The 22,324-nt window shown below is 68.8% G+C and carries 22 protein-coding genes; 16 read left to right on the forward strand and 6 right to left on the reverse strand.

What is annotated here, in order from left to right; all coding sequences use genetic code 11:
* Positions 1-53 precede the first annotated feature (53 nt).
* From nthA to ribH, 4 genes are all read right to left on the reverse strand, one after another.
* Positions 54-1,220, reverse strand: a complete 1,167-nt coding sequence (gene nthA / locus ABJD39_RS10670) for a nitrile hydratase subunit alpha (RefSeq protein WP_348608202.1) — start codon at positions 1,218-1,220, stop codon at positions 54-56.
* A 67-nt stretch (positions 1,221-1,287) separates the two neighbouring features.
* A complete protein-coding gene (nthB, locus tag ABJD39_RS10675) occupies positions 1,288-1,980 on the reverse strand; it encodes a nitrile hydratase subunit beta (RefSeq protein WP_348608205.1) in 693 nt (230 codons plus the stop codon).
* Between the two features lie 346 nt (positions 1,981-2,326).
* Complete coding sequence (locus ABJD39_RS10680; protein ID WP_348608208.1) at positions 2,327-3,511, reverse strand: pyridoxal phosphate-dependent aminotransferase; 1,185 nt, start codon at positions 3,509-3,511, stop codon at positions 2,327-2,329.
* Positions 3,508-3,936: a 6,7-dimethyl-8-ribityllumazine synthase gene (gene ribH / locus ABJD39_RS10685; protein ID WP_348608211.1), complete on the reverse strand. Its 429-nt coding sequence runs from the start codon at positions 3,934-3,936 to the stop codon at positions 3,508-3,510. The genes ABJD39_RS10680 and ribH overlap by 4 nt, the downstream gene beginning before the upstream one ends.
* 136 nt (positions 3,937-4,072) lie before the next feature.
* On the opposite strand from ribH, the gene ABJD39_RS10690 reads away from it, so the two are divergent.
* The 16 genes from ABJD39_RS10690 to ABJD39_RS10765 all read left to right on the forward strand — a co-directional run bounded on the left by ABJD39_RS10690 (position 4,073) and on the right by ABJD39_RS10765 (position 21,642).
* Positions 4,073-6,139 carry a flippase activity-associated protein Agl23 gene (locus ABJD39_RS10690; protein ID WP_348608214.1) on the forward strand — a complete coding sequence of 689 codons (2,067 nt, stop codon included), beginning with the start codon at positions 4,073-4,075 and terminating at the stop codon, positions 6,137-6,139.
* A 169-nt stretch (positions 6,140-6,308) separates the two neighbouring features.
* Positions 6,309-7,508 (forward strand): 5-(carboxyamino)imidazole ribonucleotide synthase, encoded by a 1,200-nt coding sequence (locus tag ABJD39_RS10695; RefSeq protein ID WP_348608217.1) that lies wholly within the window; start codon positions 6,309-6,311, stop codon positions 7,506-7,508.
* 22 nt (positions 7,509-7,530) lie between these two features.
* Complete coding sequence (gene purE / locus ABJD39_RS10700) at positions 7,531-8,154, forward strand: 5-(carboxyamino)imidazole ribonucleotide mutase (protein ID WP_348608220.1); 624 nt, start codon at positions 7,531-7,533, stop codon at positions 8,152-8,154.
* Between the two features lie 138 nt (positions 8,155-8,292).
* A complete protein-coding gene (locus ABJD39_RS10705) occupies positions 8,293-8,706 on the forward strand; it encodes an NADH-quinone oxidoreductase subunit A (RefSeq protein WP_348608223.1) in 414 nt (137 codons plus the stop codon).
* A 1-nt stretch (position 8,707) separates the two neighbouring features.
* Positions 8,708-9,409: an NADH-quinone oxidoreductase subunit B gene (locus ABJD39_RS10710; RefSeq protein WP_159667488.1), complete on the forward strand. Its 702-nt coding sequence runs from the start codon at positions 8,708-8,710 to the stop codon at positions 9,407-9,409.
* A gap of 2 nt (positions 9,410-9,411) precedes the next feature.
* The gene (locus ABJD39_RS10715) at positions 9,412-11,082 is read left to right on the forward strand and encodes an NADH-quinone oxidoreductase subunit D (RefSeq protein ID WP_348608227.1); all 1,671 of its coding nucleotides are present in this window, start codon (positions 9,412-9,414) and stop codon (positions 11,080-11,082) included.
* On the forward strand, positions 11,079-12,155 hold the full coding sequence (locus tag ABJD39_RS10720) for a complex I subunit 1/NuoH family protein (RefSeq protein ID WP_348608230.1): 1,077 nt from the start codon (positions 11,079-11,081) through the stop codon (positions 12,153-12,155). The genes ABJD39_RS10715 and ABJD39_RS10720 overlap by 4 nt, the downstream gene beginning before the upstream one ends.
* Before the next feature lie 2 nt (positions 12,156-12,157).
* Positions 12,158-12,619: a NuoI/complex I 23 kDa subunit family protein gene (locus ABJD39_RS10725; protein ID WP_348608233.1), complete on the forward strand. Its 462-nt coding sequence runs from the start codon at positions 12,158-12,160 to the stop codon at positions 12,617-12,619.
* Between the two features lie 388 nt (positions 12,620-13,007).
* Complete coding sequence (locus tag ABJD39_RS10730; protein WP_348608236.1) at positions 13,008-13,283, forward strand: NADH-quinone oxidoreductase subunit J; 276 nt, start codon at positions 13,008-13,010, stop codon at positions 13,281-13,283.
* Entirely contained in the window at positions 13,280-13,660 is a 381-nt protein-coding gene (locus ABJD39_RS10735) for a proton-conducting membrane transporter (RefSeq protein WP_348608239.1), read from the forward strand. Before ABJD39_RS10730 ends, ABJD39_RS10735 begins: the two co-directional genes overlap by 4 nt.
* Positions 13,660-13,962, forward strand: coding sequence for an NADH-quinone oxidoreductase subunit NuoK (nuoK, locus tag ABJD39_RS10740; RefSeq protein ID WP_222913676.1), 303 nt, complete (start codon positions 13,660-13,662; stop codon positions 13,960-13,962). The genes ABJD39_RS10735 and nuoK overlap by 1 nt, the downstream gene beginning before the upstream one ends.
* 3 nt (positions 13,963-13,965) lie before the next feature.
* Positions 13,966-16,017, forward strand: a complete 2,052-nt coding sequence (nuoL, locus tag ABJD39_RS10745; RefSeq protein ID WP_348608243.1) for an NADH-quinone oxidoreductase subunit L — start codon at positions 13,966-13,968, stop codon at positions 16,015-16,017.
* Positions 16,014-17,546 (forward strand): complex I subunit 4 family protein, encoded by a 1,533-nt coding sequence (locus ABJD39_RS10750; protein WP_348608246.1) that lies wholly within the window; start codon positions 16,014-16,016, stop codon positions 17,544-17,546. Before nuoL ends, ABJD39_RS10750 begins: the two co-directional genes overlap by 4 nt.
* Positions 17,546-19,054, forward strand: coding sequence for an NADH-quinone oxidoreductase subunit N (locus ABJD39_RS10755; protein ID WP_348608249.1), 1,509 nt, complete (start codon positions 17,546-17,548; stop codon positions 19,052-19,054). Before ABJD39_RS10750 ends, ABJD39_RS10755 begins: the two co-directional genes overlap by 1 nt.
* A gap of 189 nt (positions 19,055-19,243) precedes the next feature.
* A complete protein-coding gene (locus ABJD39_RS10760; RefSeq protein ID WP_348608252.1) occupies positions 19,244-20,701 on the forward strand; it encodes a DHH family phosphoesterase in 1,458 nt (485 codons plus the stop codon).
* A gap of 104 nt (positions 20,702-20,805) precedes the next feature.
* Positions 20,806-21,642 (forward strand): CBS domain-containing protein, encoded by an 837-nt coding sequence (locus tag ABJD39_RS10765; RefSeq protein ID WP_348608255.1) that lies wholly within the window; start codon positions 20,806-20,808, stop codon positions 21,640-21,642.
* A gap of 27 nt (positions 21,643-21,669) precedes the next feature.
* Here ABJD39_RS10765 and ABJD39_RS10770 read toward each other — a convergent pair whose 3' ends face one another.
* Both ABJD39_RS10770 and ABJD39_RS10775 read right to left on the reverse strand, forming a co-directional pair.
* Positions 21,670-21,903 carry a DUF7543 family protein gene (locus tag ABJD39_RS10770; RefSeq protein WP_348608258.1) on the reverse strand — a complete coding sequence of 78 codons (234 nt, stop codon included), beginning with the start codon at positions 21,901-21,903 and terminating at the stop codon, positions 21,670-21,672.
* Positions 21,904-22,037: 134 nt separating this feature from the next.
* The gene (locus tag ABJD39_RS10775) at positions 22,038-22,217 is read right to left on the reverse strand and encodes a hypothetical protein (protein WP_348608261.1); all 180 of its coding nucleotides are present in this window, start codon (positions 22,215-22,217) and stop codon (positions 22,038-22,040) included.
* Between the last annotated feature and the right edge of the window lie 107 nt (positions 22,218-22,324).

The following is a 22,324-nucleotide window of genomic DNA, read 5'->3' on the forward strand; positions in this document are numbered from 1 at the left end:
CTCTCGGGTATAAATCTCCGTGCGCCGATCGGTTCGTCCCGCGGCTGCGACGATCAGTGTTGGTGGCTGTGGTCGTGGTCGTCGCCGTGGCCGTGGTGGTGCGCGCCGTCCGCGTGGCCCTCGGGGAGCCGGTCGGCGTGGGCGTGGGGATCGCCCTCGACGAACTCGTGGGCGTTGCGCTCGCCGTCGGCGAACGCGGTCGCGCGGGCGGAGAAATCCGCCTCGTCGACGAGGTCACGCTCGGTCAGGAAGCGCTCGAGCGCCGCCAGCCATGCTCCGTAGTAGTCGGCGTCGCTCCCGTCCTCGGCGCCGGGGTTCGCCGCCAGTTCCGCGACGAGTTCGGCTTGGAAGTCGTCCCACGCGCGGCCCGGCTCGTCCTCGTCGGTGAGTGCGACCGCCAGCGCGAACGACCGGGCCATCCACGGCTCCGCGAACGTCGGACCGTCGTCGTCCACGCGGGGAACCGGTTTGCCAGCGGTGTCGATCTCGGCGGTCGCGTCCGCGTCCGCATCCGAACCTGTGTTCGCGCTGCGGGCCGCGCGCGCGCCGCCGTCGGAGGCGATGGCGCCGCCGTCGCCGAGGCGTTCGACGCCGATCATCGAGTTCCGGGAGACGAGTTCGGCCAGCTCCGCCTCGCTCAGGTCCTCGGTGCCCTCGGGTCGCTGCGGGAGCACCATGTAGCGCACCTCGGAGTTGGAGTCCCACACCTCCACGTCCACGTCGTCCGCGAGGTCGGTGTCGAACTCCTCGCGCAGCAGCGCGCGCGGCTCGTCCACGACGCGCGAGCGGTACGCCGGCGACTTGTACCACGTCGGCGGCAGCCCCAGCACGGCCCACGGGTAACACGAGCAGAGCGTGCAGACGACGACGTTGTGCGTGTCGGGGGCGTTCTCGATCACCCGAAGCTCCATCACCTCGTCGTTCACGGAGATGTCGAGGTCGGCGACGGCCGCGATACCGTCCTCCAGGAGCCACTCGCGGTACTCGGGGTCGGTCCACGCCCGCGCGACGACCCGCGCGCCGTTCATCGGTCCCACGTCGCCCTCGTAGGTCGCGATCACCTCGTCGACGGCGTCGGTGCTCAAGACCCCCTTCTCGGTCAACAGCGACTGGAGCGCGCGCGCTCTCGCCTGCGGGTCGATCTCGTCGCGAAGTTCCGGGTCCGGGTGGGACGGGGGATCCGCGTCGTCGTCGTCACGAGTGCCGTGGTCATCGGTCATGTGACGTGGTGACGCGTGTAGGGGCTTAGGCGTTCGCCTCGATCGAGGGCGCGCCGATCTCGATCGACTACTCGGCTTCGGGGTCGATCAGGTACGGCTCCCACAGTTCGATGTGTAGGCCGTCGGCATCAGTGCAGTCCTCGCCCCACAGATCCTCGGCGTCGAAACGGATGTTGTACAGCTGTTCGGCGCGCTCGTCGTCACCCCCCTTCCGGGCGTTCTCATCGGGGTACACGTGCGCGCCGCGGTCGGCGACGACCTCGCCCGTGGCGCCGCGGATATAGCGTGGACATCGCGTGTGCTCCGCGGGATGGCGCTTCACGGCCCGAACGCGGTCGCCGACGGCGAAGGCGGGGTCGCCGTCGCCGCGGCGGCTCAGGTACTTCTCGCGGACGCCCTCCAGCAGTGCGGGGAGGCGATCCGGATCCTCCATGTCCGGCACCTCGGCCTCACCCGCGGCTATCGCCTCGGCGCGCTCGCGGAGTTCCTCGGCGTCGACGACGCCCGTCTCGACGAACAGGGTCTCGAGGGCGCCCAGCCACCGCTCGTAGTAGGGGACCGTCAGGTAGCGCTCGGGGTCGTCGCCCTCCAGCGTGTACCGGAAGCGGTCGAGTTCGAACGTGTCGGAGCCGAGGCCCGTGATGTACAGCGACTGGACGACGCCCTCCCACTCGTGGTGGAACGGGCTGGCGTCGTCGGGCTGGTCCGGCGGGAGGTCGTGAAAGGAGTCCATCCCGCCGAGGTCGTGGATCCCGTCCATGATCGGTATGTGTCGGTGTCGAGGTTAAAATCTTGGTAGGCGGTGACGGGGATGTCGTCGGGAGTAAGAGGCGCACCGGCACTGCGACGACTTCGAAAGCCCCCGCGGCTGTGCGCTCCCGCGAGACACTCTGCGCTCCTCGGTCACTCGCTTCGCTCGTTTCCTGCGGTGCTTGAGGCCTCGGGGTTCGCGCACAGCCGCGGCCCCTTTCAGTCCCACCCGAAATCGGGACGGGAGCCGTCGCTCGGCGGTGGAATAGCCGTCGTCGAACCCGGACTCCCGTGAGAACCCGCGGCGGGGAGTCGGCGTCGTTCAGCGTTGTCGCTTCGTCGGTCGCTTCCTTAGCTTAGCCGTCGCCGAGGAGCCCGGCGTCGAAGAGGCGCTGCATGCCCTCCTTCAGACGTTCCTCGCTGGCGGCGTAGCTGATACGGGCGTAGCCGGGCGCGCCGAAGGCGGAGCCGGGGACCGTGGCGACGTGCGCCTCCTGGATCGCCTCCTCGGCCCACGCGGAGTCGTCGTCGGCCACGGGGAGCATCATGTAGAACGCGCCGTCCGGGACCGTCACGTCGACGCCGTGGTCGGCGAACAGGTCGACGAGCATGTCGCGGCGCGACTCGAAGGCCGCGCGCATCTCCTCGACCGACTCGTCGGTGTTCCTGAGTGCCTCGATGCCCGCACGCTGGACGAAGTTCGTCGCACACGAGACGGAGTGGCTGTGGAGCTTACCCGCCTGCGAGATCAGGTCGCCCTTCGCGTGCAGGTAGCCGAGGCGCCAGCCCGTCATCGAGTACGCCTTCGAGAAGCCGTTGATCGTGACCGTGCGGTCGGCCATGCCGTCGAGGCTCGCGAGGCTCGTCTGCTCGACGCCGTAGACGATCTCGTCGTAGATCTCGTCGGAGATGACCGCGAAGTCGTGTTCGGCTGCGAGGTCGCGGACGCCCTCGAGGCCCTCGTCGGCGTAGACGGCGCCGGTCGGGTTCGACGGGGAGTTGACGATCAGGAGTTCGGTGTCGTCGGAAACTGCTTCCGCGAGGTCGTCGAGGCCGTCCGCCAGCGAGAACCCGTGGGGCGCCAGATCGACGCGGGCGAGGTCCCCGCCGGCGAGCTTCACCATCGCCTCGTAGGACACCCATGCCGGGTCGAGCAGAACGACCTCGTCGCCGTCGTCCACGAGCGTCTGGACCGTCTCGTACAGCGCCTGCTTCGCGCCGGGCGTGACGATCACGTCGTCGGCGTCGGCGTCGATGTCGTCGGCGCGGAGCTTCTCGGCGATCGCCTCCTTCAGCTCCGGGACGCCGTTCGAGGAGGTGTAGCCCGTGTGGCCCGCGTCCATCGCGGCCTTGCCGGCCTCGACGACGGTCTCGGGCGTGGGGAAGTCGGGCGCGCCGACCGACAGGTCGACCACGTCGTGGCCGGCCTCCTCCAGTTCGTTCGCGGCGTTCGAGATGGCCAGCGTCGCCGACGGCTCGACGCGGCCGACGCGCTCGGCGAAGTCGTAGGCGAACCCGTCGCCGGATCCCTGTCCACTCATGCGGCCACCTCCGCGGCGGGAAGCCCCTCCGCGAGATCCACGGCGGCGTCGGCGGCCTCGGCACCCTTCTCGGCGCGCTCGCGCGCCTCCGCCCCCGACTGCCCCGGCCCCGACACACCGAAGGTGACGGGCGTGTCGCGGTCGAGACTCACGTCCGCGAGCTTCGCGGCGACGGCCTGGCCGATCACCTGGTCGTGGTCGGTGTCGCCGGAGACGATGGTACCGACGACGGCGACGGCGTCGATGTCGTCGCGGCGGGCCAGTCGATCGGCCGCCAGCGGCGTGTCGTAGGCGCCGGGTACGTCGACGGTCTCGGCGACTGCGGCGCCGCGCTCGGTGACCGCCTCACGGGCGGACTCCTCCATGGCCTCGGCGATGGACGCGTAGTAGCGCGCGACCACCAGGCCGAGTGTCGTCTCGGTCATTGTGCGAACCGACGGCGGGCCCGCGGAAATGCGTACCGCTCCGGGCGGATGTATCCGGGCGGGCGCGTCCAAGGCGAACCGGATCCGACGATCAATTCCACAAGAGTTGTTACCGGCGGCGTGCGACCGCTGCGCAATGAGTGACCCCGCCGGCGGGGACGAGTCCGCCCCCGACGGGACCGACGGCGACGGCGACGCTCCCGCCGACGCGGTCGGTTCGGACGCCGTCGTCGACGCCGAGGAGCCGAGAGACGGCGACGCGGAGGTGTCCGCCGGCGACGCCGCCGGGTCCATCGATTCCGGCGTCGAGTCGATCGGTGCAGACGGTTCGCCGCTGGCCGCCCTCCGCGACCGCGTCGGCGACCCCGCGAGGGCTGCCGTCCTCCTGATCGTCGTCGGATCGCTGCTGCTCCGGACGATCCAGCTCGGGCAGCGGGTCTTCCACTGGGACGAGGGACGCGTCGGCTACTGGATCCTCCGGTTCGACGCCACCGGCGAGTTCTTCTATCGGCCGATCATCCACGGCCCGTTCCTCCCGGTCGTCAACAACGTCCTCTTCGATCTGATCGGCGCGTCCGACTTCGCCGCGCGGCTCCCGGTCGCGCTCGTCGGCGGGCTGCTCCCGCTGGTCGCGCTGCTGCTTCGCCACCGGCTCCGCGACCGCGAGGTGGTCGCGCTCGCGCTGGTACTCTCGGTCGACCCGCTGCTCGTCTACTACGGCCGGTTCATGCGGGGTGACGTGCTCGTCGGGGGCTTCGCCGTCGCCGCGTTCGCGCTCGTCGTGTACGCGATCGATACCCGGCGGACGCTCCCGCTGTTCGGGTCGGCGGCCCTGCTCGCGCTGGGATTCACCGCGAAGGAGAACGCGCTCGTGTACCTCGCGTGCTTCCTCGGTGCCGGGATCCTCCTGCTCGACCATCGCCTCGTCCGGACGGCCCGCCGGACCGGGTCGCCGCTGGACGCCCTCGTCGCCGAGGCGGTCGCGCTCGGTCAGTTCCTCGGGGAGTGGACCAGGGGATCGCGAACCAGACGGTGGATCGAGCGCCGGGTCCGCGAACGCGACCCGGACGCGCCCTGGGCGGGTGAGGCCGGCTTCCTCGGCCACCTCGCGGTCTGGGTGCCGCTCGGCGCCGTCGGCGTCGTCGCGACGTTTCTCGGCGTCGTCGCGTTCTTCTACGCGCCGCGCCCCGACCTGTGGCAGGCGCTCGGCGTCGCGTCGGCGTCCGCCGGGACCGCGGGCGCCGACGCCGCGGCGCCGACGCTCGGCTCGGTGCTGTCCGAGGCGACGTGGGGCGCCGGCGAGAAGTTCTGGGGCACGTGGGCCTCCGGCGATCACTCGGGACACCCGTACGTCCCGTACCTCTGGGACATTCTTGAGACGCTGGCGTACGGCTCCGGCGTGCTCGTCGTGCTCGCGCTCGTGGGCTTCCTCGCGGACGGCTACGGCGAGGCGCGAGGCACCCGCTCGCTCGTCGCGTACGCGACGTACTGGGGCGCCGCGTCGCTGGTCGGCTATCCCGTCGCGACGGACATCCAGGCGCCGTGGGCGGCGATCCACATCGTCCTCCCGCTGGCGATCCCTGCGGCGGTGGGACTCGCCTCGGTCGCCGACTCGGTGCGGGGTGCAGTCGAGAGCGATGACGCCGTCACCGCGGCGCTCGCGGGGTTGGTCGTGCTCGCGGCCGTCGGGGGCGTCGCCGCCCCGAACGTCGACTACTGGAACTCCGCGTCGGAGGAGGACAAACAGGTGCTGCAGTGGGCCCAGCCCGAGAACGCCTACAAGGAGGCGCTGCAGGACGCCGGCGCCGTCGCCCGCCACAACGACGAGGGCGCCGACGTGCTGTGGGTGGGAACGAGCACCGGGCGCGGGACGCGGCTGTACGTCTCCGACGAATCGAGCGTCGACCGGATGCCGCCCGGCGGGCCGAGTTGGCACTCCCGGCTCCCGACGCCGTGGTACCTCGAACTCCACGACGCGAACGTCACCTCGACGCCGCCGGAGGCCCGCTACGACGGGCTCCCGGCGGCCGAGGAGATGCCGCCGGTCGTCATCGCCAAGCCCAACGACGCCGAGGAACTGGAGTCCCGACTCGACGGCTACGAGTCCAGAGAGTACGCCTTCCGGCTGTGGACCGAACGGATCGTCGTGTTCATCGACGAGGCCGCGCTCGCCAACGCCCGCGCCAGCGAGCAGTCCGGGTGACGTGTGACGACCGGTCCGGGTGACCGGCGACGAGCGATGCAGGCGCCGGACGACGAGCAGTCGGGGAGGCGGTCGGCGCCGGGCGCCGACCGCGACAGCGACCCACGTTCGTGCATACAAACCATGTCGTGAAGCAAGATTTATTCGCGGACCTGCCGAACCGCCGCCCGTGACACCGACCTGTCCCGGACCGACGCTGGGCGTCGTCGGCGGGGGCCAACTCGGCCGCATGCTCGGGGAGGCCGCCTCGCCGCTGGGCGTCGACGTGGTCGTGCTCGATCCGACCCCCGACTGTCCGGCCGCCCGCGTCGCCGAACAGATCGAGGGGTCGTTCGACGACCCCGACGCCGTCCGCGAACTGGCCGACCGGGCCGACGCGCTGACGCTCGAGATCGAGCTCGCGGACCCCGACGTACTGGAGGAGGTCGGCGAGGAGTACGACGTGCCGGTCCACCCCTCGCCGGACGCGCTGCGGACGATCCAGGACAAGCTCGTCCAGAAGCGGGCGTTCGCCGACGCCGGGATCCCCGTTCCGGAGTTCGTCGCCGTCGACAGCGCGGAGCGAAGCTCCGCGAGCAGCCGGACGGAGTCCGGCGACGCCGCCGCCGATCTCGCCGACGCCGTCGAGCGTTTCGACGGCTGCATGCTGAAGGCCCGCACCGGCGGCTACGACGGCCGCGGCAACGTCCCCGTCGAGCCGGGCGACGACTACGAGGCGAAGCTGTCCGAGGTCGGCGCCGGCGACGACGGCGCGATGGCCGAGGAGCTGATCGACTTCGAGCGCGAGCTCTCGGTCGTGGCCGTCCGCGGCGACGACGAACGCCGGGCGTTCCCCGTCGTCGAGAACGTCCACCGCGAGGAGATCCTGCGCGAGACGGTCGCGCCGGCCCGCTGCTCCGAGGCGGTCGCCGAGCGCGCTCGCGAGGTCGCGCTCGACACGCTGGAGACGCTCGACGGGCGGGGCGTGTTCGCGATGGAACTGTTCGAGGAGTCCGACGGCACCGTCTCCGTCAACGAGGTCGCCCCCCGCCCGCACAACTCCGGCCACTGGAGCATCGAGGGGGCGACGACCTCGCAGTTCGAACAGCACGTCCGCGCCGTCCTCGGATGGCCGCTCGGGACCGCCGAGGCGCGCGCGCCGACCGTGATGGCGAACGTCCTCGGCGACGTTGACGAGCCGCGGCCGGCCCGCCTCGACGGCGTCGGCGACGTGCTCGCCGCCGGCGACGCCCACCTCCACTGGTACGGGAAACGCGAGGCGCGCCCGCTCCGAAAGATGGGCCACGTGACCGTCAGCGACGCCGACGCCGACCGCGCCGACTTGCTCGCCCGGGCCCGCGACCTGCGGGACGGCCTGACCTTCGAGTGACCACCCACGCGACCAACAGATCATGACCTCCGTACAGGACCTCATCGACCGGCTCGAATCGGACGCGAACGCCGACGCCGACCCCGCGACGACGCCCGACGTGGGCGTGATCATGGGCTCGGACTCGGACCTGGACACGATGCAGGGGGCGTTCGACGCCCTCGAGGAGCTCGGATTCGCCGAGCAGACGGACTTCGGCGACCCGCCGGAGGCGCGGTTCACCTACGAGGCGTACGTCGTCTCCGCCCACCGCACGCCCGAACTCATGTACGCGTACGGCGAGACCGCGAGCGACCGCGGCCTCGACGTGATCATCGCGGGCGCCGGCGGGAAGTCCGCTGACCTGCCGAACATGACCGCCAGCCTCGCGTACCCGATCCCGGTGATCGGCGTGCCGGTGCAGGAGAAGTCCGTCGACTCCGTCATCGGGATGCCGACGGGCGCGCCCATCGTCGCCGTCGACGCCGGCAAGTCGTTCAACGCGGCGCTGTCGGCCGCGCAGATCCTCGCCCGGGAACACGCGGCGGTCGAGGACCGACTCCTCGAGTACCACGAGGACCTGAAGGGCGGCGTCGCCGAGGTGTCAGCAGACCTCCACGACCTCGGGGTCGACGGGTTCCGCGCGTCCCGTGCGGACGAGGAGTAGGCAGGGCGGTCACGTCGCCGACCGGGGCGGGCGATTCGACTCCGCTCGGGGCGCTCGGGGCCGTTTCGCGCGTGCACGCGTAAGTGAAGCACTTATCTGTGGGGCCTCCAAACCGACGTACGATACGGAGAACCCGGTATGAATGCATGGATAGCGATCGGCGCGTTGGCGGTGATGGGCGTGGGCATCCCCCTTGCGATGATGGCGGTGTCCGCACTCCTCCGTCCGAGCGTGCCAGAACAGGGCAAGAGCGCCACCTACGAGTCCGGTGAGATCCCGACGGGGTCGGCGACGGGCATCCAGTTCAACATCCAGTACTACATGGTTGCGCTGCTGTTCGTCGTGTTCGACATCGAGACCGTTCTGATCTTCCCGTGGGCCGTCATCTACGGGCCCGCGCTGGAGGCGGGCGTCGGGCTGACGACGGTGCTGCTTCCGATGCTGATCTTCATCGGGGTACTGGTCGTCGGACTCGTGTGGGCGTGGCGACAGGGCGCCGTGAAGTGGGTCTCCAGCCCGCGTGCGGCGAGACAGAAGACGGAGCGTTCCTGATATGAGCAGCGACAACAGACCGTTCGTCACGGACGACAGCCAGGTACTGACCGACACCCGGGACGCCCGGATGACGGGCGAGGACAACCGCTTCAACTCGAAGCTGCGCGAGGCGTTCGGCTCCTCGCCGTTCATCCTCACCAAGTTCGACAAGTTCATGAACTGGGTGCGGGGCTCCTCGATGTTCATGCTGCAGTTCGGGATCGCCTGCTGCAGCATCGAGATGATGCACACCTACGCGGTCAAACACGACCTCGACCGCTTCGGTGCGGGTGTGCCGCGCGCGTCGCCGCGACAGGCCGACGTGATCATCGTCCCCGGGACGATCGTCTCGAAGTTCGCGCCGCGGATGAAGCGCGTGTACGACCAGATGCCCGAGCCGAAGTTCGTCATCGGCATGGGCTCGTGCACGATCTCCGGCGGTCCGTTCCAGGAGGGCTACAACGTGATCAAGGGCGCCGAGGAGGTCATCCCGGTCGACATCCACGTTCCCGGCTGTCCGCCGCGCCCCGAGGCGCTGGTGTACGGCGTCGCGAAGCTCCAGGAGCGCATCGCCAACGGCGAGTCGTCGCCGGTGACGGTGAAGCCCTACGAGCTCGAACAGTTCGGCGACCTCGACCGCGACGAGATCGTCGACCAGCTCGCACGGGAGATCGACGAGGAGGACCTCGTCATGCGGTACAACTGGGCGGACTCCCCCTAACCATGAGTCTGGAAGAACCCGAGCCGGACGTGCCGGCACCGGTCGAGGAACAGTCCCCCGACGAACTCGCCGAGCTGCTTGGCGATCACGTGATCGGTCGCGAGGAGCACCTGAACGCGCCCGGCTACGTGATCCGGCCGGACGCGGTCCAGGACGTGCTCTCGACGTTGAAGAACGAGGCGGGCTACGACCACCTCTCGTGTGTCACGGCTCAGGAGTACGAGGACCGCTACGAGTCCATCTACCACCTGAAGAAGTTCGACGACCCGACCCAGGAGGTCAGCGTCGTCGTCCCCGCGGACCGTGAGAACCCGGTCAGCGAGTCGGCCGAGCCGGTGTTCCGGACGGCAGACTGGCACGAACGCGAGGCGTACGATCTCGTCGGCATCGACTACGACGACCACCCCGACCTGCGCCGCATCCTCCTGCCCGAGACCTGGCAGGGCCACCCGCTCGCGGCCGACTACGACCAGGACCGACCGCAGGTCGTCCCGCTTCGTGAGAACGCGAATCCGCTGCAGCAGGACCACCGCGGGGAGGACAACACGGACACGATGTTCCTCAACATCGGGCCGCACCACCCCGCGACCCACGGCGTCCTCCACCTGAAGACGACGCTCGACGGCGAGCAGGTCGCGGACGTGGAAAGCGACATCGGCTACCTCCACCGCTGTGAGGAGCAGATCTGTCAGAACGGCACCTACCGCCACCAGATCATGCCGTACCCCGACCGCTGGGACTACATCTCGGCGGGCCTGCTCAACGAGTGGGCGTACGCGCGCGCGGCCGAGGACATGGCCGACATCGAGGTGCCGGAGTACGCGCAGGTCATCCGGACGATGGGCGCGGAGTTGTGCCGGATCGCCGCGCACATGCTCGCGGTCGGGACGTTCGCGCTGGACGTGTACGGCGACTTCACCGCCATCTTCATGTACGCGATCCGGGACCGCGAGAAGACTCAGAACATCCTCGAGGACCTGACGGGTCAGCGGCTGATGTTCAACTACTTCCGCCTCGGCGGGGTCGTCTGGGACCTGCCCGAGCCCCGCGAGGAGTTCTTCGAGAAGACTCGCGACTTCCTCGAGGACCTCCCGGAGGCGCTGGAGGAGTACCACGACCTCATCTCGGGCAACGAGATCCTCCAGATGCGGACGATCGACACGGGCGTGTTGCCGCCGGAGGTCGCCAAGAACTACGGCGCGACCGGCCCGGTCGCCCGCGGCTCGGGGGTCGACTACGACCTGCGCCGCGACGACCCGTACGGCTACTACGACGAACTCGACTGGGACGTCGTCACCGAGGACGGCTGCGACAACTACAGCCGCCTCCTCGTTCGCCTGCGCGAGGTCGAGGAGTCCGCGAAGATCATCGAGCAGTGTATCGACCTGCTCGAGGACTGGCCCGAGGAGGACCGTACCATTCAGGCCAACGTCCCGCGGACGCTGAAGCCGGACGACGACACCGAGATCTACCGCGCGGTCGAGGGCGCCAAGGGCGAACTCGGCATCTACATGCGCTCGGACGGCACGGACAAGCCGGCCCGCTTCAAGATCCGGTCGCCGTGCTTCTCGAACCTGCAGACGCTGCCCGAGATGGCCGAGGGCGAGTACGTGCCCGACCTCGTCGCCGCCCTCGGTAGCCTGGACATCGTCCTCGGCGAGGTGGACAGATGACCGGGGCGGTCCCGCTCCAACAGGGAATGCTCCCCGACACGATCGCGAACCTGCTGGGGCTCAACGCCTACGGGGTCGCCGGCGAGATCGTCGCCGCGCTGCTGGGCGCGTTCCTCATCGCCAACTTCCTGCTCATCAACACGGCCTTCGCGGGACCGTGGGCGAAACGGAAGATCACGGCGGCGTTCACCGACCGCATCGCGGTCAACCGGATCGGGCCGTTCGGCCTGTTCGTCATCGTCGCCGACGCGGTCCGGCTCCTCTCGAAGGAGCTGATCGTCCCCGAGGGCGCCGACCGCCCCGCGTGGGACCTGGGTCCGCTCCTCATTCCGTTCTCGGCGCTGCTCGGCTTCGCGGTCATCCCGATGGGCAGCGGCCTGCAGTTGGCCGACCCCGAAACGGGGCTGGCGTTCGCGTTCGCCGCCTCCTCGATCGCGTCGCTCGGGCTGATCATGATGGGCTACGCGTCGAACAACAAGTACAGCCTGCTCGGCGGCCTGCGCGCCGTCGCGTCCAACATCGCCTACGAGATCCCGCTCATCGTCACCGGCGTCTCCGTCGTGCTGTTCACGGGGACGCTCCAGATGAGCGCGATCGTCGAGGCCCAGCAGGTGGCGTTCATCTCGGTCGCCGGCATCACGATCCCGCAGTGGTTCGTCTTCGTGAACCCGTTCGCGTTCGTGCTGTTCGTGGTGGCGAACGTCGCGGAGGTCGGCCGGAACCCGTTCGACATCCCCGAGGCGCCGACCGAGATCGTCGCCGGGTACCAGACGGAGTACTCCTCCGTCTACTTCGTGCTCATCTACCTGGGCGAGTTCATCCACATCTTCCTGGGCGGCGCCATCGCGGCGACGCTGTTCCTCGGCGGTCCGGCCGGGCCCGGCCCGGCGGCGCTGGGGATCGTCTGGTTCACCGCGAAGATCTGGGCGTTCTTCCTGTTCACCCAGTGGCTGCGCTCTGCGGTCCCGCGGCTTCGCGTCGACCAGTTCATCGAGATCGGCTGGAAGGGCATGCTCGTGCTCGCGTTTGCGAACCTCGTCCTCACCGCGGTCATCGTGGGGGTGCTCGCGTAACAATGATCGGAATCCTGAAAGGAATGGCGACGACGATGAAGCACGCGCTGGACGGCAAGACGTTCACGGTCGAGTACCCGGACGTCGCGCCCGAGGTGAGCCCGCGGTTCCGCGGGGTCCACAAGTTCTCCCAGGAGCGGTGCATCTGGTGCCGTCAGTGTGAGAACGTCTGTCCGAACGACACGATCCAGATCGTACAGGACGACCAGCGCAACGGCGAACAGTACAACCTCCACATCGGGCAGTGCATCTACTGCCGGCTGTGTGAGGAGGTGTGTCCGGTGGACGCGATCCTGCTGACGCAGAACTTCGAGTTCACCGCCGACACGAAAGACGAGTTCGTCTACAACAAAGAGCAGCTGAAGAACGTCCCCTGGTACAAGGGGATCGACCCGCTCAACTCGCGCAACCCCGACCGCGGCGCGTGGGTCGGCGAGGGCGACGGCGAGATCGACTACCAGTAGCCGTTCGCGGCTACTGCTACGGCTGCGGTTCCGGCGCTCACGCCGGGTTCTCCTTCGCCGCGCTCGTTCGATAGCGGTGTGACTCTCTCGAGGGTGGTTCCTACCGTGTCGAGAGTCGCGGCGACCGATCTACTTCCAGTCCGATCGACGGCCGGAGCGCTCCGCGTGCCGGCGAGGACCCGGATCATCGGGCGGGCCCAACGGCGTCCCGAGCGGCTTCGCCCGAGTCGAAGTCGGTCCTTCGACGGGCCGACCCCGCTCTCGCGGACCCGCCACGATCTCATATAAAAGCGATCCGGCCGAGTTCTCCGAAACTCGCACACGCGCATCCACACACGCGCAAACGTTCTCGAAACCTTCAAACGGACTCCGACGGGAGTGTCGCGTAATGGTTGTAGAGACTATCGCGTTCGCGCTGTTCGCCCTCGTCACCGTGGGGAGCAGTTTGGGCGTGGTGCTCGTCGAGGACGTGTGGCACTCCGCACTCCTCCTCGGGGCCGCGCTCCTCAGCGTCGCGGTGCATTACGTGATGTTGCAGGCGGAACTGCTGGCCGCCATGCAGATCCTCGTCTACGTTGGCGGGGTTCTGATCCTCATCACGTTCGCCGTGATGCTGGTACGCAGAGATGCTGAACCGGACCAACGTGGGGTGTTCGACGCGTGAGCGACGCCGGCTCGCGACCGCGGCTGAAGCTCGGGGGGCACCTGCTGCCCGGGCTGGCGGCGGTCGCGCTGTTCGCCGTCCTCGCGGTCGTGTTCCTACAGGCGTCGTTCGGGGAGCCCGCCGGGTTCCCCGAGGGCGCGTCGATCACCGCGAGCATCGGCTACGCGATGTTCAACGTCGATACGGAAGTCATCTCGGAGACGGTCGTCTCGGGCGAGGGCTTCGTCGTGGCGTTCATCCTCATCGCGATCGTGCTCGACGTCGCGATCGACGGGGCGGTGTTCCTCGCGAAGCGCGACGAAGACGGCGGGATCGGTGGCGTGCTCACCGACGGCGGTCGGGAGATCCGCGACACGCTCCGCGGGGGTGACGACTGATGGTGCCGCCACAGTACTACCTGCTCCTGGCGGCCGCCGTGTTCTGCATCGGCGTGTTCGGCCTGCTCACGCGCCGGAACGCGCTGCTGTTCCTGATGTCGGTCGAGCTGATGCTCAACGCGGCCAACATCAACCTCGTCGCGTTCTCCTACTACTGGGGTAACGTGACGGGCCAGACGTTCGGCCTGTTCACGATGGCGCTGGCGGCCGCGGAGGTCGCCATCGGTATCGGGATCATCCTCGTGCTGTACCGCAACTTCAACGAGATCGACGTGACCGAAGCGACGACGATGAGGTGGTAACTCATGGCAGGAATCTTTGACTTCGCGCCGGCCATCGTACTGCTCCCGTTCCTCTCGTTCCTGATCGCGGTCGGGACCGCCCTCTCGGGGCGCGACTTGCTCCCCAAGGGCGGCGCCATCCCCGGCATCGCGGCGACCGCCGGATCGCTGGTGTTGTCGATCGCGATGGCCGCCGCCGTGGCGGGAGGCGAGGTGTACGACGAAACGATCTACGCGTGGGCGGCGGGGGCGGTTCCCGGCAGCGAGGGCCTCGAACTGACGTTCGGCGTCCTCATCGACCCGTTGTCGGCGATGATGCTCGTCATCGTGACGCTGATCGCGCTGTTGGTCCACGTCTTCTCGCTGGGGTACATGAACGACGACGGTGAGACCGGGCTCCCGCGGTACTACGCCGGTCTCGGCCTGTTCACGGCGTCCATGCTCGGGTTCGTCGTCGCCGACAACCTGCTCATGGCGTTCATGTTCTTCGAACTGGTGGGGCTGTGTTCGTATCTCCTCATCGGCTTCCACTTCCGCGAGCCCGGCCCGCCGTCGGCCGCGAAGAAGGCGTTCCTGGTCACTCGCTTCGGCGACTACTTCTTCCTCGTCGGCGTCGTCGCGGTGTTCGCGACGTTCGGCACGGCGCAGTTCGTCGGCACGGAGGCCGCGCCCGGCTTCCCGGTACTGGCCGAACAGGCGCTGGCTGGTGAGTTCACGGCCAACACGTTCCTCGGTCTCGGGCCGCAGGCGTGGTTCACTGTCGTCGGCCTGCTCGTGCTCGGCGGCGTGATCGGCAAGTCCGCGCAGTTCCCGCTGCACACGTGGCTCCCCGACGCGATGGAGGGCCCGACGCCGGTCTCGGCGCTCATCCACGCGGCGACGATGGTCGCGGCGGGCGTGTACCTCGTCGCGCGGATGTACGGCTTCTATGCGGTCTCGCCGACGGCGCTGGGCGTCATCGCCCTCGTCGGCGGCTTCACCGCGCTGTTCGCCGGCACGATGGGCATCGTGAAGCGCGAACTCAAGCAGGTACTCGCGTACTCCACTATCTCGCAGTACGGCTACATGATGCTCGCGCTCGGCGCGGGCGGCTACGTGGCCGCGACGTTCCACCTGCTCACCCACGCGTTCTTCAAGGCCCTGCTGTTCCTGGGCGCCGGCTCGGTCATCCTCGCGATGCACCACAACGAGAACATGTGGGACATGGGCGGGCTCAAGGACAAGATGCCCGTCACCTACTACTCGTTCCTCGCCGGGTCGCTGGCGCTCGCGGGCATCTTCCCCTTCGCCGGCTTCTGGTCGAAAGACGAAATCCTCTATTACTCGCTCACTCACGGATTGGCCGGACAGCCGCTCCTGCTGATCGGATACGTCTTCGGCCTGCTTGCGGTGCCGGTCACCGCGTTCTACACCTTCCGGATGGTGTTTCTCACCTTCCACGGCGACGCCCGCACCGAGCAGGCGGAGTCGCCGGAGTCGGTGCGCTGGAACGTGAAGGGGCCGCTGGCGGTGTTGGGCGTGCTCGCGACGGTCGCGGGCGCGGTCAACCTCGCGCCGATCCGCGTCCTCACGGGCGCGCACGTGGACTTCCTCCACGCGTGGCTCGACGGCGGCTTCTCGGATCTGACGGTCCACCACTACGCCGAGATCGACCCGTACTCCTCGGCGTACATCGGCGGCGAGCTGACGACGGTCCTTCTGGGCGCGGCGGTGTCGCTCGGGCTGGCGCTCACGGGCCTGGCGCTGGCGTACAAGCTGTACGCCGTGCCGACGCCCGTGGAGCACACGGACAAGCTCGGCTCGGTCAAGGACCTGTTGTACGACAACTACTACCAGGACGAGTATCAGGTGTACCTCGCGAACCGGGTCGTCCTCCCCGTTGCCCGCGCCGCGGACACCTTCGATCAGGGCGTCATCGACGGCGCTGTCAACGCTGTCTCCAGCGTGAGCCTGTTCTCCGGCTCGCGGATCCGGCGCATCCAGACCGGCGTCGTGAGTAACTACGCCGCGCTGGTGACGCTGGGACTGACGGCACTGCTTGTCGTCTTCGGGGTTCTCGGGGGGTGGTTACTGTGATTATCGAAGCACTCATCGGAGTCACGTTCCTCGCCGCGCTGATCGTCATGCTGGCGCCCGACAGGTACGCAGGGAAGCTCGCGTTCGCGCTGAGCCTCCTGCCGGTCGTCGGGAGCCTGTACATGTGGGCCGGCTTCGATGCCGGCGGGAACGCGCTCATGGCCGGGAGCATCGCCTACGAAACGCAACTCGACTGGCTGACGGTCGCCGGCTACGATCTCCAGTGGTTCGTCGGCGTCGACGGCATCAGCCTCCCGCTGGTCGTCCTCTCGACGGTGCTGTCCTCGCTGGCGATCGTGTCGGCGTGGACGCCCATCGACACCCGCCAGTCGCAGTTCTACGGCCTCATGCTGTTCATGGAGGCGAACCTGCTGGGCGTGTTCACCGCGCTCGACTTCTTCCTGTGGTTCGTCTTCTGGGAGGCCGTGCTGGTCCCGATGTACTTCCTCATCGGCGTGTGGGGCGGTCCGCGCCGGAAGTACGCCGCGATCAAGTTCTTCGTCTACACGAACATCGCCAGCCTCGTCATGTTCATCGGGTTCATGGCGCTGGTGTTCAACCTCCCCGTCAGCTCGTTCGGGCTGCCGGAGATCACACAGTCGCTGCAGGCCGGGGAGCTGAGCGGCTCCGTCGGGCTCGACCCGGCGACGTTGAAGCTCGCGGCGTTCGCGGCCATGTTCGCGGGCTTCGCGGTGAAGGTGCCCGTCGTCCCACTTCACACCTGGCTGCCGGACGCCCACGTCGAGGCGCCGACGCCGGTGTCGGTGATGCTGGCGGGCGTCCTCCTGAAGATGGGGACGTACGCGCTGTTGCGGTTCAACTTCACGATGCTGCCGGACGTGGCGACGCGCCCGCTGGTGGCGACGGTGATCGCGGCGATCGCGGTGGTCTCGGTTATCTACGGCGCGATGCTCGCGCTCGCTCAGCAGGACCTCAAGCGCATCGTCGCGTACTCCTCGGTCTCGTCGATGGGGTACGTCATCCTCGGGCTCATCGCGTACACGGGCCTCGGGATCGGCGGCGCGACGTTCCAGATGATCGCCCACGGACTCATCTCCGGGCTGATGTTCATGGCGGTCGGCGTCATCTACAACGTCACCCACACGCGCATGGTGGGCGACATGTCCGGGATGGCCGACCGGATGCCGATCACGGTGGGAATCCTCGTCGCCGGCGCGTTCGGCTACATGGGCCTGCCGCTCATGGCCGGCTTCGCCGCGGAGTACTTCATCTTCCAAGGGGCGTTCGCCTCCACGGTGATCCCGTCGGCGCCGCTGTTCACCGCGGCGGCGATGTTCGGCATCGTCATCGTGGCGGGCTACCTCCTGCTCGCGATGCAGCGGACGCTGTTCGGGGAGTTCAGTCTGGAGACCGACTACGAGGTGCGTCGCGCGCACTTCCACGACGTGGCGCCGCTCGCGGTGCTGCTGCTTTGCACCATCGCGCTCGGCGTCGCGCCGAACATCTTCTTCGAGATGATCACTGACGCGATCGAGCCGGTTGTCGCGGTCGTCGGGGGTGGTGCCTGATGGAGCCAGTGCTCATGCAGGCGGACCAGCTCCCGCAGTGGACCGCGCTCGCGCCGGCGCTGGCGCTCGCACTGACCGGGCTACTGGTGATCCTGCTCGACAGCCTCAATCCTGACGACTCCCGGCCGGCGCTGTTGGCCGGCATCGCGACCGTCGGGTCGCTGGCGTCGCTCGGGCTTGCGGGGTGGTTCCTCTCCGCCGGCACCGGGCAGGCCGGCACCGGCGGCGGCATCTCGCTGTTCGGCGACGCGCTCATCGTCGACGGCATGGCCCTGTTCTTCCAGGCGCTGTTCGCCTCCGTGACCGCGCTGGTCGTGGTGGCGAGCTACGACTACCTCCACGACCACCCGCACCGGGCGGAGTTCTACTCGCTGGTGCTGTTCGCGGCGACCGGGATGGCGCTGATGGCGGCGGCCAACTCCCTGGCCGTGGCGTTCATCGCGCTCGAACTCGCATCGCTGCCGTCGTACACGCTGGTGGCGTTCCTCAAGCGCGACGCCGGCAGTGTCGAGGCGGGCCTGAAGTACTTCCTCATCGGCGCGCTGTCGGCGTCGGTGTTCGCGTTCGGCATCTCGCTGGTGTACGCCGCGACCGGGAGCCTCCTGCTACCCGACGTGTACGAGGCGCTCTCAGGCGGCGTCGAGGGCATGACGGGCGTCGCGGCCGTCGGCATCGTGATGGTCGCCGGCGGCTTCGCGTTCAAGACCGCCTCCGTCCCGTTCCACTTCTGGGCGCCGGAGGCGTACGAGGGCGCGCCAGCGCCCGTGTCGGCGTTCCTCTCGTCGGCCTCGAAGGCCGCCGGCTTCGCGCTCGCGTTCCGCGTGTTCGTCGTCGGCTTCCCGCTGGACGCCGGCATCGACTGGGTGCTCCTGTTCCAGGTGCTCGCGGTCGTCACGATGACGCTCGGCAACTTCGCCGCCGCGACCCAAGAGGAGGTCAAGCGGATGCTCGCGTACTCCTCGATCGGGCACGCGGGCTACGCGCTCATCGGCCTGGCCGCCTTCACCGGCGGCGCCGGCGGCAACGTGATCGGCGCGTCGATGGCGCACCTGCTCGTGTACGGCTTCATGAACACCGGCGCGTTCCTGTTCGTCGCGCTCGCGGAGCACTGGGGCGTCGGCCGCACCTTCGACGACTACGCGGGGCTGGCGAGCCGGGCGCCGATGGCGTCGGTCGCCATGTCCGTGTTCATGTTCTCGCTGGCGGGGCTGCCCCCGTTCGGCGGGTTCTTCTCGAAGTACTTCCTGTTCATGGGCGCGATCGACGCCGGCTTCTGGTGGCTCGCGGCCGTCGGGGCGATCAACAGCGCGCTGTCGCTGTTCTACTACAGTCGCGTGGTGAAGGCGCTGTGGCTCGACGACGCCGTGGGCGAGTTCGAGCTCGGCTCGACGCCGACGGCGCTGTACGCCGCGATCGTGTTCGCGGCCGTCGCGACGGTGCTGCTGTTGCCCGGCTTCGGGCCGGTCATCGAGACGGCACAGTCGGTCGCGACGACCATCGTCCCGTAACCGGCGGGACGGCCCGCTCCGACTCGAATCGGTCCGGTTTCTGTTCGGCTCCGTCCTGGGCGTTCCGTAGCGCCGCAGCCGTCCGCTGCCGGCCGTGGCGGACGCGACCGGCTGCGACAGGGACGACCGCAGCTGCCGGGAGCCGGAGGACGGCAGGGTTTTGCCGGTCCGGACCGATCCTCCGCTGTAATGCGTCGGCTGGTGCTCGGTTGCGGGACCGTCGGCAACGACATCGTCGAGTCGCTGACCGACAGGTCCGGCGACCTCCACGTGATCACCGACGACAGCGGACGGGTCTCGACGCTGCGCGACGAGCACATCGTCGCGCTCGAGGCGGATCCGCGCGACCCCGACAACTACCCGGACCATGCCGACCTCGTCGTCGTCGCGGGGGCGTCGGCGACGGCGAACCTCACAGTTGCCGACCACGCACGGGCGCGGTTCCCCGACGCGGCCGTCGTCGCGTACGCGGGCGACGACGCGACGGAGGCGGATCTCAAGGCGCTGCGGGGGTTGGTGGACCACGTCATCGACCCGATCGGCGTCGCGGCCGACCGCGTACTCGAGGTGTCGACCGGCGCGACGGCCGACCGGCTCCGCGGGCTCGTCCGCACGCTCCGTTCGGTGGACGGGACGCTCGCCGTCGTCGCCCACGACAACCCCGATCCCGACGCCATCGCCTCGGCGGTCGCGTTAGTCCGGATCGCGCGGTTCGCCGGCACCGACGCCGAGGCGTGCTACTACGGTGACATCTCCCATCAGGAAAACCGTGCGCTCGTCAACCTCCTCGACATCAGCATGCGCCAGCTCGACCCCGAGGTCGACCCCCGCGAGGAGTTCGCGGCGTTCGCGCTCGTCGATCACTCACGGCCGGGCGTCAACGACTCGCTCCCGATGGACGTCGACCCCGTCGTCGTCGTCGACCACCATCCGCCGCGAGAGCCGATCGACGCGACGTTCGTCGACTTGCGCGACGACGTCGGCGCCACCTCCACGCTCATGGTCGAGTACCTCGACCAGTTCGGGTTGACGCCGGATACGCAGGTGGCGACCGCGCTGCTGTACGGCATTCGGATCGACACGATGGATTTCACTCGCGAGGTCAGCGAAGCGGACTTCGACGCCGCGGCGTCGCTGTTATCGCACGCCGACTCGGGGATCCTCGACCGGGTGGAGTCGCCGAGCCTCACTCCGGAGGTGTTGGACGTGCTCGCGCGTGCCATCGACGCACGCGAACGCCGCGGGGCCGTCGTCGCGTCCTGTGTCGGGGAGATCAGCGACCGCGACGCGCTCGCACAGGCGGCCGAACGCCTGCTCGACATGGACGACGTCCATACGACCCTAGTGTACGGCTACCGAGACGGCGTCGTCTACGCATCCGGACGGACGCGCGGCACGGATCTGGACTTGGGTGAGACGCTGCGAGATGCCCTCGATCAGATGGGATCGGCCGGCGGTCACGCCGACATGGCGGGCGCGCAGCTTCCCCTCGGCATCCTCTCGGACGTGAGCGACGACTCGACCGAGTCGCTGACCGAGATCGTTCGCGACACCGTCGCCGGTCGGTTCTTCGAGACCCTCGAGAACGCCCCGAAGGCGCCGCGCCGCGCGACCGACCGCGTCCTCAGCTTCCCCGACGAGGACTGACCGGGGGGAAACTGGAGACGGACGACAGTCCGTACCGATGCGGATCGCATCGATAACGGAGAGGAACGCTTACCCCGAGGCCCGCCGAATCGACCGACGAACACATGAGCGACGGCGCGAGCGACCTGTCACCCCCGACGGTCAAGGAATACATGACTCGGGACGTGGCGACGGTGTCGCCGGACGACACGGTCGGCGAGGCCGTCGACCGGATACTCGACAGCGACCACAACGGGTTCCCTGTCACCGACGGGCGGATCGTGGTCGGGTTCATCTCCGCACGCGACCTGCTGTCGGCCGACAGCGACGCGCCGCTGTTCACCGTGATGACCGACGACATCATCGTCGCTCACCCGGAGATGGACATCAACGACGCCGCCCGAGTCATCCTCCGTTCGGGCATCCAGAAGCTTCCGGTCGTCGACGACGCCGGTAACCTCGTCGGCATCATCTCTAACACCGATGTGATCCGCTCGCAGATCGAGCGCGCGACCCCCGAGAAGGTGGGGAAGCTGATGCGCACGCTCGAGGAGATCCACGGCGTCTCCACCAGCGAGGAGCGACGGGAGATCCCGCTTTCGGACCTCCTCCCGACGCAAGCGCGGGTGTACGCTGACGAACTCGAGGGGCGGCGCTACGAACTGGAGCGCGGCCTCGCCGAGCCGCTGGTCGTCATCGACAACCCGAGCGCCAGCGGCGAGCTCGAAGACGACGGCACGCTCGTGCTCGCGGACGGCCATCACCGCGTGATGGCGGCCCACCGGCTCGGAATCGAGGAAATGGACGCGTACGTCATCGTGATCGCCGACCACGTCGAACTCGGCATGGAGAAGACGGCCCGCAAGGAGGGGCTCCAGTCGATCACGGACATCGACGTGGTCGACTACGCGCGCCATCCGCTGGTCGAGACGACGGAGCGGTTCCAAAGCGACGAAGCCTGACCGCTGCCGGGTCCGTCGCGGTCGCGTTCACTCCTCGGACAGGTCGAACGTTCGCTTCCACTCCGCCAGCAACTCGTCCGCGCGGTCGCGGTCGCCGACGCGCTCGCGCCGGTACTCGCGGCCGTCCGGCGCCTGTTCGAGGCGATCCAGCCGAACGACGTAGCTGCCGTCCGGGTGTCCACGCACCCGAAGCGTGGCGTAGCCGTCCGCGCGCTCCCACTCGTCGTACCGCTCGGTGGTCTCGACCTCCGTCCAGGCCATGAGTTCCCCTTCGACGTCATCCGTCGTCAACGCGGCGGTCGCCGCCGGCACGCCGGAAGGTGATCCACGCGTCCGCTCGCGCCGCCGATACATGCTCCGCCGTCAGTTCGCTTCGCCGCCGCTGTGTGCTTGACTCAGTGTGCGATCTCTCGTCGCCGACGCTGTTCGACCCGACTGTGCCGGGCGAGCGGACCGGCCGACCGCCCGCACTCCGGGCAGATCGGGTAGCCGAGTCGGTCGTAGTCGATCCACGTCGACGGTGCGCAGGTGCCGCAGCCGCCGCACTCGAATGTCGCCGTTTCTACGCGCGCCATGTCTATGGCGTCACAGTGGTTACCAGTTAGTTGTAGAGTGGCTAACCGAGCCGTTCCGGCCTTGAACCGCCGATCTGTCGGGACCGCAGGGGGCCCGATTCACGCCC

The sequence above is a fragment of the Halobaculum rarum genome (genome assembly GCF_040025155.1).
Classification (GTDB): domain Archaea; phylum Halobacteriota; class Halobacteria; order Halobacteriales; family Haloferacaceae; genus Halobaculum; species Halobaculum rarum.